This window comes from Jeotgalibacillus sp. 10bf12, from assembly GCF_055597105.1.
In genome coordinates, this window is the sequence record NZ_CP200276.1 from 1,318,443 (window position 1) to 1,331,727 (window position 13,285).

General features: G+C 44.5%; 11 protein-coding genes. 10 read left to right on the plus strand and 1 reads right to left on the minus strand.

The window, feature by feature from the left end:
- Positions 1–238: 238 nt before the first annotated feature.
- The 6 genes from cydD (at position 239) to DH10bf12_RS06945 (ending at position 7,131) form a co-directional block, all read left to right on the plus strand.
- The gene (gene cydD / locus DH10bf12_RS06920) at positions 239–1,966 is read left to right on the plus strand and encodes a thiol reductant ABC exporter subunit CydD (RefSeq protein ID WP_471737782.1); all 1,728 of its coding nucleotides are present in this window, start codon (positions 239–241) and stop codon (positions 1,964–1,966) included.
- A complete protein-coding gene (cydC, locus tag DH10bf12_RS06925; protein ID WP_471737783.1) occupies positions 1,953–3,665 on the plus strand; it encodes a thiol reductant ABC exporter subunit CydC in 1,713 nt (570 codons plus the stop codon). Before cydD ends, cydC begins: the two co-directional genes overlap by 14 nt.
- Before the next feature lie 272 nt (positions 3,666–3,937).
- A complete protein-coding gene (locus DH10bf12_RS06930; protein ID WP_471737784.1) occupies positions 3,938–6,091 on the plus strand; it encodes an ATP-dependent helicase in 2,154 nt (717 codons plus the stop codon).
- 86 nt (positions 6,092–6,177) lie between these two features.
- On the plus strand, positions 6,178–6,315 hold the full coding sequence (locus tag DH10bf12_RS06935; RefSeq protein WP_471737785.1) for a hypothetical protein: 138 nt from the start codon (positions 6,178–6,180) through the stop codon (positions 6,313–6,315).
- Positions 6,299–6,994: a hypothetical protein gene (locus DH10bf12_RS06940; protein WP_471737786.1), complete on the plus strand. Its 696-nt coding sequence runs from the start codon at positions 6,299–6,301 to the stop codon at positions 6,992–6,994. The genes DH10bf12_RS06935 and DH10bf12_RS06940 overlap by 17 nt, the downstream gene beginning before the upstream one ends.
- Entirely contained in the window at positions 6,979–7,131 is a 153-nt protein-coding gene (locus DH10bf12_RS06945; protein WP_471737787.1) for an N-acetyltransferase, read from the plus strand. Before DH10bf12_RS06940 ends, DH10bf12_RS06945 begins: the two co-directional genes overlap by 16 nt.
- Positions 7,132–7,193: 62 nt before the next feature.
- Here the strand turns inward: DH10bf12_RS06945 and DH10bf12_RS06950 are convergent, their stop codons facing one another.
- The gene (locus DH10bf12_RS06950) at positions 7,194–8,618 is read right to left on the minus strand and encodes an NAD-dependent succinate-semialdehyde dehydrogenase (protein ID WP_471737788.1); all 1,425 of its coding nucleotides are present in this window, start codon (positions 8,616–8,618) and stop codon (positions 7,194–7,196) included.
- A gap of 109 nt (positions 8,619–8,727) precedes the next feature.
- On the opposite strand from DH10bf12_RS06950, the gene DH10bf12_RS06955 reads away from it, so the two are divergent.
- The 4 genes from DH10bf12_RS06955 (at position 8,728) to DH10bf12_RS06970 (ending at position 13,177) form a co-directional block, all read left to right on the plus strand.
- Positions 8,728–9,369 (plus strand): MOSC domain-containing protein, encoded by a 642-nt coding sequence (locus DH10bf12_RS06955; RefSeq protein WP_471737789.1) that lies wholly within the window; start codon positions 8,728–8,730, stop codon positions 9,367–9,369.
- An 18-nt stretch (positions 9,370–9,387) separates the two neighbouring features.
- Positions 9,388–10,296 carry a DMT family transporter gene (locus DH10bf12_RS06960; protein ID WP_471737790.1) on the plus strand — a complete coding sequence of 303 codons (909 nt, stop codon included), beginning with the start codon at positions 9,388–9,390 and terminating at the stop codon, positions 10,294–10,296.
- A 160-nt stretch (positions 10,297–10,456) separates the two neighbouring features.
- Positions 10,457–12,319 (plus strand): LTA synthase family protein, encoded by a 1,863-nt coding sequence (locus DH10bf12_RS06965; protein WP_471737791.1) that lies wholly within the window; start codon positions 10,457–10,459, stop codon positions 12,317–12,319.
- A gap of 15 nt (positions 12,320–12,334) precedes the next feature.
- A complete protein-coding gene (locus tag DH10bf12_RS06970) occupies positions 12,335–13,177 on the plus strand; it encodes a DUF1206 domain-containing protein (protein ID WP_471737792.1) in 843 nt (280 codons plus the stop codon).
- The last annotated feature ends 108 nt before the right edge of the window (positions 13,178–13,285 follow it).

Consider the following 13,285-nt stretch of genomic DNA (forward strand, 5'->3'; position numbering starts at 1 on the left):
TGGAACAGCTGAGACCCCGCAGGCGAAGCCGAGGAGGCTCAGCGACCACCGCTCGGAAAGCCTCCGCCTGAAACGGAAATGAACCGGTTCTTGTGCAATCATCAATTCCTACATACAAATGTGCTCAAACAATCCTATCACATGAAAAATCACGTATAATCATATATAATAAAAATAATACTATATGTGAAATCATTCACAATATCGTCAATAATTAATGATCGGAGAGATTTGATCTATGAATCAACTTTCGCAATATGCGAAGCAATATAAAGGCACTCAATTGCTAATGGTCCTGATCGCTTTTTTGACCGGAGTAAGTATCATTGCACAGGCCTACTTTATCGTCCGTATTGTAGACGAAGTATTTTTAAAAGGGGCAGCCTTATCTGATGTTGTACCACTCTTTGGCTGGCTGGCTGCGGCACTGATCGCACGTGCCATGCTGACCTATGCAAGCGGTCGGACTGGTTCCTGGCTTGCAGCAAAGGTCAAGCAGACAATCCGTGAAAAACTGCTTGAAAAATACGCAGGAAATCCTGTACAGGCTTCGCTTCAGGGGCAGTCGGGACGCAAGGTTAGTGTACTGATGGACGCAGTCGATGAAGTCGACAGTTATTTCAGTAAGTATATTCCACAGCTCACGTTAACGGCTTTTATCCCGCTGATGATTATCATTACAGCGTTCTGGCAGGACTGGATTACCGGAACGGTTTTACTTGTTTCAGCACCATTTATTCCATTGTTTTTTATCATTATTGGGATTAAAACGCAAAAGAAGTCTGAGGAACAGCTTGAGCAGCTGTCAGCTTTTTCAGGGACGTTTCTTGATACACTTCAGGGTCTGACTACGCTGAAACTGTTCGGTCAGGCAAAAAAACAGCGGGATACAATTGAAGACAGCAGTCTGAAGTTCAGGGATGCAACGCTTGAAGTACTGAAGATTGCCTTCATCTCCTCGCTCGCTCTTGAATATATTTCAATGCTTGGTGTTGGACTTGTCGCACTCGAGCTTGGACTGAGACTGATCTACTTTGAGAGCGTCACATTTTTCACAGCGTTTTTCATGCTCGTGCTTGCACCTGAATTTTATGTGGCAATCAGAGAGCTTGGCAATGCATTTCACACAGGGCGCGGCAGTATCGGTGCTGCTAAGTTGATTGATGAAGAGCTGTCAAAGGAAGAAGACCGTGTAAGCTGGGGCAGCGAAAAGCTCTCAACCACCCAGCCGCCGCATATTCAATTTGCCCAGACTGTTTTTCAATACAGCAAGGAAGGGTTCGGTCTCGGACCATTACAGGCAGATATAAAACCTTATGAAAATATTGCACTGATCGGTAAAAGCGGGTCAGGAAAGTCGACTGCACTGAATCTGCTCAGCGGGCTGATTGCACCTACATCAGGAGCCGTCAAAGTGAATGGCAATGATCTTTCCGATTATGAGGAAGAAAGCTGGTTTGATCAGCTCAGCTATATTTCACAGCAGCCGTTTATTTTCTCAGGGACGCTGGCTGATAATATTGCGATCGGCAGTAAAAAAGAAGCGACGCGTACAGAAATTGAAGCAGCAGCTGAAAAAGCCGGGCTGACTCCGCTGATCGAAGCGCTTCAAAAAGGACTTGATACACCGGTTGGAGAAGGCGGAAGAGGACTTTCTGGCGGAGAGAAACAGCGTCTTGCACTTGCGAGAGCATTTCTTAAAAAGCCTTCAGTCATTCTCTTTGATGAGCCGACAACAGGTCTTGATTTGAAAACAGAGCAGATTCTGACAGCTTCAATGAAAGAACTGTCAAAGGATGCAACAGTGATTACTGTTGCACACAGACTGTATACGATTAGAAATGCTGACCAGATTCTCATGCTTGAAGATGGACATCTTATAGTGAAGGGACAGCATCGCGATTTATTATCAGAGCCCGCCTATCAGGAAATGGTGCAGGGAGGTGGCGCAAATGCGAGATCTTAGTATTGTTTTAAGACAAATTGCAGCTGAAAAGAAAAATGTCTGGTACTCTGTCCTGTTTGGTTATGTCGGCGGTGTGACAGCAGCAGGTCTATTTGCAGCCAGTGGTTATCTGATTTCCAAGGCTGCGCTGATTCCGCCTGTTTATACACTGACACTGCTGATTGCGTTTATTAAAGTATTCGGTCTGGTGAAAGCCGGATCTAAATACGGTGAGCGGATGGTGTCTCACCGCGCGACCTTTAATATTCTTGCAGGAATCCGCGTCCGCTTTTTTGAAAAGCTTGAACCGCTGGCGCCAGGTATTTTTCAGAAATTCAGAAGCGGTGATTTACTTGCGCGGATAACAGGTGACGTTGAAAGTCTTCAGAATTTCTTTCTACGCGTCTACTATCCGCCGATTGTTTTAGTTTTTGTATTTATAAGTGCCATGCTTTTCACCACGTTTTATTCATTCTGGTTCCCGCTGATCTTTGCAGCAGGCCTTCTGTTAACCGGACTTGTCATTCCGGCGTTATTTGCACTGCGCAGACAGAAGATTGAAGAAAAAGTGAGAGAATCACGTGCAGCACTTTCAACAGATACAGCTGAAGTGCTGTATGGATTCAGAGACTTGAAAATTTATCAGCAGCTGGACGAAAAGGGCGCGTCCCTTCGCCAGTCATCAGCTGCCTATATTGCAAATCAGGAAAAAAGCAGCAGTCAGAGTATGTTTAACCAGTCAGTCAACCAGTCAGCAGGACTGTTGATTTCCTGGATTATACTCGCAGCAGGCGTTTATCTCGTTCAGCAGGGGCAGCTTGACGGATTATTCCTTGCAATGCTTGTCATGCTGTCGTTGAATATTTTTGAAAATGCAGCGCCAATGGCTGTGCTGCCACCGCATTTAGAAGATAGTAGAAAAGCTTCTTCACGCTTAAATGAAGTAACAGACATGGAGCCTGTCACTGCATCAGAGCCGTATGAAATACTTACGGATGAAGCGCCGGCGATTTCCTTCGACTCTGTTTCTTATACACATGAAGGGGAAGAAAGACCGGCTGTTGATCACATTTCCTTTGAAATCAAAGCAGGTTCAAAAACAGCAATTGTCGGCGCGAGCGGCTCTGGTAAGTCAACGATCTTTCAGCTGCTGCTCGGCGTGCTCAGAACGAATGACGGCGACATTACGCTGCAGGACCGTCCAATCCGTCATATCAAATCTGAGGACATCTGGGAAAAAGCAAATGTTGTTATGCAGGAAAATCACTTTTTCTTCGGAACGATCAGAGATAACCTTCACATCGCAAGAGAAGGACTGGCGGATGAAGAAATGCTGTGGGTGCTTGAAAAGGTTAAACTTTCAAGATTCACACTTGATGACCCTGTGCTTGAAAAAGGGGAGAACCTGTCAGGTGGAGAGCGTCAGCGTCTGGCGATTGCACGGGCGCTGCTCAGAAAACGCAGCTTATGGCTGTTTGATGAGCCACTTAGCTCCATTGATAATGTGACGTCTTCTGAGATCATGCGCTACCTTGAAGAGCGCACAGAAGACGCGACAGTCTGCCTGATCAGCCATCAGCTGAATGGTCTTGAGAAAATGGATCAGATTATTGTCATGGACGGCGGGCGGATTGCTGAACAAGGTTCATACGAGGAGTTAATGGCTGCAAGAGGCATGTTTTATGAAATGAAGAAGATTGAGCAGGAAATATTAGTGTAGAAAAACCGCCGCTCAGGCGGTTTTTCTTTTTGGATGTTGGGGGGTTGAGCAGGGCAGATGTCGGTATTTTGGCTGGAGATCTATCTATCTGGTCCGAGGTTGCCGCGATCCACCCGGGAAGTTATCACAATCCGCAGCCAGGATGTCGCATTTCCCACCAAACTTGCAGCAATCCGTTACACTTCCCGTCATCATATGACCATCTTCCCCTGCTCAAAAACCAGAATCAATGGTACGATAACCGTAGAATACTGTACAGGAGACGAACGGATATGGCAGATTATTTTACTAGAAAAAAGCGTGAAATTGGCGTCAACCTGAATGAAGTGCAAAAGCAGGCTGTTCTCCATGGAGATGGCCCGCTTCTTTTGCTTGCCTCACCGGGGTCGGGTAAGACCACAACCATTATGATGCGGATCGGTCACCTGATTGAAGAGCGTGGTACAGATCCTGCGCGCATTAAAGGCGTCACTTTCAGTAAAGCAGCTGCCGATGATATGAAGCAGCGCTACAAAAGAATGTTTCCCACGTTGCCGGAAGTGGATTTTTCAACGATTCACAGCCTTGCCTTTGCAGTGGTGCGTGATTATCTGAGAAAAGAGCATAAAGCCTGGCAGCTGATAGAGGGTCCGGTTGAAGACCCGTCAGATTATACGGCGAATAAAAAACTGCTGCTCCGCACACTGTTCCAACGTTTCAACAAGGAAGCAATGACAGATGATCAGCTTGAGGAAATGTCCAATTATATCAGCCTGATAAAAAATAAGCTGCTACCGAGAAAAAAGTGGGGGTCTATTGTTTGTGAAGTAACCAATGCAGAGCAGATTGCAGCTGAGTATGAAGCGATCAAACGAAAAGATCCTGAGAAACTGCTTCTTGATTATGATGATATGCTTACACTAGCGCTTGAAGCTTTTGAATCAGATCAGAAGCTTTTAAAGAGGTATCAGCAGCGCTATGATCACCTGCTGACAGATGAAAGTCAGGATACGTCACTCGTGCAGCATGCCATTGTTGAACAACTGGTTGAACCGCATCAGAACCTGTGTGTCGTAGCCGATGATGACCAGTCAATCTATACATGGCGGGCAGCTGAGCCGCAGTATTTGCTTGATTTTAAAAAGGTGTATCCTGAAGCGAAAGTTTTAATGATGGAGCAAAATTACCGTTCCACGCCTGAAATCGTCAATGCAGCGAATGAATTTATTAAACGGAATAAAAACCGCTATGAAAAGAATATGTTTACTGAAAATGAAGAAGGTGAACCTGTCAGTATTAAGGTATTCCCTGATTATGAGGATCAGGCAGCATACTTAGCGCAGGAGCTTTCAAAGCTTCATGATTACAGAGATGCCGCTGTGTTATACCGGACGAACAGCTCTTCTATTCTGATTATGAATGAGCTTGAGCGTGCGCGGATTCCATTTTATATGAAGGATTCAGACGTGCGGTTTTTCAGCCACTGGATTGTAGAGGATATCCTCAATTTTATGCGGCTCACCTTTAACAACAGCCGTACTGACCTGTTTGAAAAGATCTCAATGAAGTGCCTGGGCTATGTGACGCGTCAGCAGCTGTTTGAATTGAGAAAGCAGTCTGAAGAAGGCAGTGTATTTGACCGTTTACTCAAGTTGACTTCACTTAAGGATTACCAGCGCAAACAGATCAATGGACTGAAGCGGGCTTTTGAAAGAATGGAAGGCGGAGAGCCTTACCGCGTCATCCGTATCATCAGAGAGCAGGCGGGCTATGACCGTGCGCTTGAAAAAATGAGTGAAAACCTTGGCTTTTCAATCGAGTATTTACATGATGTGCTTTCAACACTAGAGCAGATTGCACAGAAAGAAACAGGCATGGTTGCTTTTGCGAATCGACTGAAGCAGCTGGAATCACTGTTGAAAACCTCAAAGTTTAATAAGCAGGAAAATGCCGTTACGCTGTCAACGCTTCATAGCTCGAAAGGACTGGAGTTTAAAAAGGTATATATGCTGGACCTGATTGCTGATGTGATTCCATCTAAAAGTGATGTAAAGGAACAGGATAAGGGGAATAAGGATCCGATGGAAGAGGCTGCACGTCTGTTCTATGTGGGAATGACACGGGCTGAAAAGGAGCTTGAGCTGCTTTCCTACAGAAACAGAGCAGGCAGTAAAACGAATCCGTCTCCGTTTCTGCTCAGAGTCAATAAAATTATCAATCCGCCAGAAAAGCAGCAGGTAGATGAAAGCAGAATCCCGCAAAACCCTCATGCTCTAAGAAGGGTTTCTGACCTGGAAGTCGGACGGAAGGTGAAGCACCGCGTATTCGGCACAGGGCGGATCGAAGGCTTCTCCGAAGATGGACTCGAAATTAAATTTTCCAAAGGGTCAAAACGTCTGGCGCTGGATCTGTGCCTGACGATGGGGCTGCTCGAGCCGGCTGAATAAAAGGACTGTCGAACGCGGACAGTCCTTTTTTAATATTTGCAGGAAATCAAAACAGGTGAATGGAAAATATAAGGGGGGGTGAGATCATGCGTGAAGTAGTAGGGGAATGTATCAGATGTGGGGAAACAGTGTATTGTGCAGATGGGTTTCTGGATGGCGTATATGATGAAAAGGACCTTTACTGTCATCCGTGCTGGGAGGAAACGAATGATGAAGACAGCTGAACAGGCGGCAAAACGAATTGCTGCTGCGAATAAAGAAGTTTCGCAGTACGTCGGGTATTGTGGAATCGAAGTAGATGAGATCTTGAAAACCTTGAACGAAGAAATAGCAGAAGAGCATATTTACTGGTCAGGAGAAGATCTTCTAATACTTGATTATGAGGATGGAGCGGGAGAAATGTGGGGGCCGTTTATTGATAGCAGCGCGCCAGACTGGTCACAAAGAGCAAGCCGTCTGATTGAGATGGTTCCTGAAAAAACAGTACTTTATGGTTTTTACGGTCACGAGAACATCCGTGCAATCGAATGGATGAGAAGTCTCGGTGCTGAGCAAAAAGGAGAAGAAGTCATCTTAAAAGCCGACCGGTTTACATATGAAAAAACAGAAGCAAAGATTGAAGTTAAAACATTATCAGGTCAGGAATTCCATGAGTTTGAGAGACTGCACAATCAGACGTTCCCAGAGACTTACTACGGGGCAGAAACCATCCTGAAAAGAACAAATTCAAATCGCCCATTACTCGCTGCGATCGATGCCGGGCAGTTAATCGGCTATATTTACGCGGAGTCAGATCCTGAATTTGGCGAAGCGTCAGTAGAATATCTGGGGCAGTCAATGAAGCTGCGAGAGGGAGAGGAGCGGGCTATGCACTGCTCAGAACTGTTATGCAAAACCTGTTAGATGAACAGCAAATAAAAGAAATCAGCCTATGCGTCAGCAAATCCAACCAAACCGCCATTAGACTTTATCAGCGGTCTGGGTTTTATATTGAAAAAGAACTTTTATATTTTAAAAAACATTCGTCCGGTGCGCAGTGAGCAGATCTTCATTTATACGTAAAAAAAGGTGAGACGAACATTCGTCCCACCTTTAAAATATTTTATTCATCCATCCCAACCGAAATGAATTTCGTCTCAAGAAACTCCTCGATTCCCTGATGACCACCTTCGCGGCCAAGACCACTCTGCTTGAATCCGCCAAACGGAGCTTCCGGAGCTGATGGAAGACCGTCATTCAATCCAACAATTCCATATTCAAGCTGCTCACTAATACGAATTCCTTTTGAAATATTCTCAGTAAATACATAAGCTGCAAGCCCGTAAATGGAATCATTCGCGCGCTCAATCGCTTCTTCTTCTGTTTTAAAGGTAGTGATTGGTGCAACCGGGCCAAACGTTTCCTCTTTCATGCACAGCATGTCATCGGTTACGCCAGAGAGTACGGTCTGCTTAAAGAACAGACCATCACGGAGTTCGCCACCGGTTTCAATTGTTGCCCCTTTTTCTTTTGCGTCCTCAATATGCTGCTGCACCTTTTCAACCGCACCTTCATTAATCAGCGGTCCAAGATCAACGCCTTCTTCAAGACCATCTCCCAGTCTTAATTCTTCTACTTTTTCAGTAAAACGTTTTGTGAAGGCTTCAGCAATATCTGCATGAACATATATACGATTGGCACTTACGCATGTCTGACCTGCGTTTCTGAATTTTGTCCCGATGACGCCATCGACTGCTTTTTCAAGGTTTGCATCATCCATGACAATGGCAGGCGCATGGCCGCCGAGCTCCAGCGAGATTTTCTTCATTGTATCTGCTGCGCCTTTCATCAGTGATTTGCCGACTTCAGTTGAACCTGTAAATGTCAGCTTTCTGACGCGTGTATCTTCAAGCCAGGCTTCGCTGATATCTGATGATTTTCCTGTCACGACATTCAGTACGCCATCCGGGATCCCTGCTTCTTTCGCCAGTTGCACAAGGCGGAATGCGGTCAGCGGTGTGGCAGTTGCCGGCTTGATGACAGCCGTACAGCCGGTAGCAAGAGCTGGTGCGACTTTTCGTGTGATCATCGCTGCCGGGAAATTCCATGGTGTGATGACAGCTGTAACCCCGACTGGCTGCTTATGAACAAACAATCGTCTGTCTCCTTTTGAAGAAGGAATCGTTTCTCCGTACACGCGTTTTCCTTCTTCTGCAAACCATTTAATAAAGCCGTTTGCATATGTGATTTCACCGGCAGCCTCCTTTAGCGGTTTGCCCTGTTCAATTGTCATTAAGCGCGCAAGTTCGTCTGTATGTTCATCAATTAAATCCGCCCACTTCATCAATAATGTGCTGCGCTCATACGTGTTTCGTGTAGACCAGTCTTTAAAAGCGTGATGAGCTGCATCAACTGCTTTTTTTGCTTCTTCTGTTCCGCCTTTTGGTACGGTTGCAATGGCTTCAGTTGTAGCCGGATTGATCACATCAATTGTTTCAAGGTCCTGTCCGGTTTCTTCACCATTGATAATGAGATTGTATGTATCCAAATTGATCACTCCTGTATTTTTGATTTACTCTCTCTCTACCCTGTTCATTTTCAGTTCAATCTCAAAGTAAGGTATACTATATTTATTTGGTGAGAATGGGGAGGAAGCGATGGCTACTTTTAAAGTACGTGCGATACATACTGCTAAAATTACTGAACTGACATTTGGACGAAAAACATTTCCAAGTGCGCTGTTAAAACAGCCAATCCAGAAAGAAATGTTTTTAACTTATACAGGTCTTGCTGAAGATGAGCAGACCCCTGAGCATCATGGTGGAACTGAAAAGGCACTCTGCTTATATCCATATGACCATTATTCATTTTGGGATGGTTGGATGGAGATGCATGATGGGGCCGCACTTTTTGGGGAGAATATCACGACAGAAGGCATAGATGAGCGCAACACGCATATCGGTGACAGATTTGAATTTGGTGAAGCGGTAATCGAGGTCACAGAGCCGAGACAGCCCTGCTTCAAAATCGCTGCCAAATATAACAAGCCTGAGCTGATTGTCCGGATGAGGGAATCCGGATATACAGGCTTTTACTTCCGTGTGATAAAAGAGGGGTCAGTCAAACCGGGTGATAGCTTAGTATTGCTTGAACGTGATCCTGCAGGGATAACGGTACAGGAAGTGAACGAGCTGTTGTTTTCATCCGCACCGACTCCCGAGCAGTATGACCATGTGCTTGAAGCCGCAGCACTTTCCAAAACATTAAGACAGACATTAATGCAAAAACGACATCAATGATAGAAATCAGGTGAAATTGTGACACAATCCAATGCGTATATATGGCTCGTGTCCATTATGGTGGCATGGGGACTGAATGTAGTTGCCCTGAAGGTATTAGTGGACGAATTTTCTCCGGTGGCAATGACTTCCCTCCGGATTTTAACTGCAGGTATCGTTGTACTTTCAGTGATTACACTGCAAAAGAAGCCTATCATGCCAGGTGTCAAAAACATTGGCGTGATTGTGCTGATCAGTTTATTTAACATTGTCGGACATCATTATTTTTTATCAGTCGGACTAAAAGGAACGACTGCTGTCAATACAGGACTGATACTTGGACTGATTCCAATCTTAACTGCAATTGCTGCAGTGATTTTCCTGAGAGCGAGGCTCACGCTGCTTAAGTTCTTTGGAATTATTGTTGGGTTTGCCGGCGTATTTCTCGTGATGGCAGCTGGTAGTAGTGGTGAGATACAGGTAGCAGCTGGAGACTGGTTCATTTTAATGGCTGCAGTGACACAGGCAATCAGCTTTGTGTTGATTAAAAAGATTTCAACGGATCTCAATGTGTTTGTACTGACTGGCTGGATGATGGTGTTTGGTGCTGTGATGCTTGCTGTGATCAGTCTTCTGACAGAGCCGGGCGGTTACCAGACGCTGATGCAGGGTGAAGCGTATCATTACATGATCTTTTTCAGCTCAGCTTTTATTGCAACAGGTATAGGACATATGATTTATAACAACGCCATCCGTTTAATCGGACCGAGTGAATCAGCAGTTTTTACAAACTTGAATTTACTTTTTTCAATAACAGGTGCAGCGCTGCTTTTAGGGGAACCGGTTTACCTTGGTCAGATTGCCGGGTTTGCACTCATTGTTGCAGGTGTACTTGGAGGCAGCGGCTTTATAGACCACTGGCTACAGAGGAGAAAATCGACGGCCTAGATAATAAGGTCAGTATTGGCACATTCTTTTACATTTCAGGTCATATTTAGAGATTAAGATATTTGTCTTACTCTCTTTTTTTTATGTAAAATTCCATATTTCATGCAGGTTACAACTGCTTTACATAGGGTAAAGGATAACACAGAAGGGAGGTCGAACTTTGAAAAAATTATGGCTGATGTATGGAGACTATCTGGTTTTTATACTCGTATTATTAGTAAAAATGATCTTCGTCGGGCCTGCTACAGGTACTTTTTTTGGTGTGAATTTGTTTTTTGTCAGTATCGGAGCTATTATACTTATTTCATTTTGGTCTCTGTGGATTTCACCACGCATCAGAAGATGGATTTTATTTTATCTGAGTATTTTACTGACGGTATTAATTGCGTCTAATATATGGTATTACCGTTATTTCACTGACCTTTTATCAGTCGCATTAATCATTCAGATCCCGCAGATGGGTGCAGTTGGCGGTGGACTTGAAGACCTGATTTATCCCGCTGATTTTCTGCTGTTTGCAGATATTTTTATATGGGCGGCTTTGTTATTGAAGGACAGAAAAAGAACTTTTGCTGACTATCCGGCGAAAAGAAGATCAAAGGCAGCTTTAATCGCTGCTGTGTCCGGAGCTGTACTGTTTTTTACACCGCTTGCAGTGAATGCGGCTGACCGGGATGAATGGCTCGTGCAGGATTCGCTGGCTAATATGCGTAATTACTTTAAGCTCGGAATGATCGGTCACCACATATTTGATATAGGAAGGGAACTTGATGATCAATTTATTGAAGAAAAAACGCTGAATACTTCACAGTTAAGCGAAATGCAGCGCTTCTTTGACAGCAATCGTGGATCAGCAGGTGAGACTACTGTTGAAGGCAAGCCTAATGTCATTGTCATTCAGCTGGAATCATTTCAAAATTCAGTGCTTGATCAGGAAATTGATGGCCAGGAAATCACTCCGTTTTTAAATGGCTTTAAAGATGAAGTGATGTACTTTCCTAATTTTTATCACCAGACTCATCAGGGAAGGACCTCAGATGCTGAATTTATCCTGAACACATCATTTTATCCAATGAAGGCGGGGTCAGTTTATACAAGATATCCTGATCACTCATATGATTCACTGCCCGAAAAAATGGAATCAGCGGGTTATGAAACTGCGGCTTTCCATGCATTTGAGAGAACATTCTGGAACCGCGACGAGGTATATGAAAACTTCGGCTTTGACCATTTTTACAGTATAAATGATTTCCCTGAAGGAGATGTGATCGGTCTGACCTTAAATGATGAAGATTTCTTTTTATCATCAGTGGACCGTATGATGGAAATGCAGGATCCTTTTTATGCATTTATGGTGGCATTAACCAGCCATACACCATATGACTTTCCGGAAGATAAGAAAGAGCTTGAACTGGATAGCCTGGAAGAAGAAATTATTCAGAATTACTATCACAATATCCATTTTGTTGATCAGGCATTTGGTTCGATGGTTAAAAAGCTGAAAGATGAAGGAATTTGGGAAGACGCACTAGTTGTTGCATATGGTGATCATGACAGCGGCTTACAGGAGCCGGACAGGGATATGGCTGAGATGGCTCAAGCGGAGACAACAGTTGACTATTTAAACCTTGGCAGGGAGGTTCCTTTATTTATGAAGCTGCCTGGAATGAATGAAGGCAGCGTGATGGAACAGACCGGTGGACAGATCGATATTGCACCTACAATTTTATCGTTAATAGGATTGGATAAGGGCTATATGATTGGAAACTCTCTCCTGAGTGAAGAGCCAAGGCTGACAGTATTCAGAGAAGGGTCATTTATCTATGACGGATACTATTACAAGGCAGATCTCACAAGTGAGCGGGAAAACGGAGACTGCTATAATCTTGAAACGGAAGAGATGTCAGATATATCCAATTGTTCTCAAATGCTGTATGAAGCAGCTTCCCATTTAAGAATGTCAGATACCATTATTAAGAAAAATGGTGTTGGTCAGCTTCAGGGACAAAATATAGAAGAGTAAAGGAGAGACAGGATTATGAGTCAGTTAGCAAAGAAATCAAATGACACAACTGAAGAAGTAAAACCATGGGTACGCCGCATGGGCAGATTTGGCTATATGTCGAAAGGGGCAATATACGGCATAGTCGGCGTCCTTGCATTACTTGCGGCACTTGGTGTTGGGGGTGGCGAGACAACTGATACCTCCGGAGCCATGCAGCAGGTGGCAACACTTCCATTCGGAGAAGTATTGCTCTGGATCGTTGGAATCGGGCTGTTTTTCTATGTGTTATGGGAGCTTATACGTGCTATTTTTGATCCTCAGCATAAAGGCCGGGATGCAAAGGGCATTGCAACGAGAGTCGCTTATGCAGTCAGTGGAGTGATCTATGGCGCGCTCGCACTATCTGCCATTCAGATTGCGATGAATGCTGGAAGCGGTGGAGGGAATTCGGAACAGACAATCTCTGCAACCCTTCTTGGCCAGCCGTTTGGACAGTGGCTGGTTGGCATTTTAGGTGCAGGTATCATTATCTACGGTCTTTATAATATATATACTGGTTATAAAGAGAAGTTTATGAACAAGCTGATTATTAATGATATGAGTGAAAGTGAAAAGAAGCTGGCGCGTAAATCAGGAAAAATCGGATTAATTGCCCGTGGTATTGTACTTTCAATGGTTGGCTCTTTCTTCATTCAGACGGCCATTACTGCAAACCCTGACGAAACAAAAGGGCTCGATGGCGCACTGGGAGAAATTGCTTCACAGCCTTTCGGGCAGGTACTGCTCGGTCTGGCAGCAGTCGGGTTGATTCTTTATGCAGTATATGAAATTATCCGCGGACGCTACGCAAGAATGAACTTTGGTAAAGATGAATAGAAAAGCTCAGGCAGGCGTTTAAGGGCGTACATGTTGGACTGAGGCGCCGGAGATAAAGGAAACACGGAACGTAGTGAACCGATGTTGACTTATCGGACAGAGCCCGAG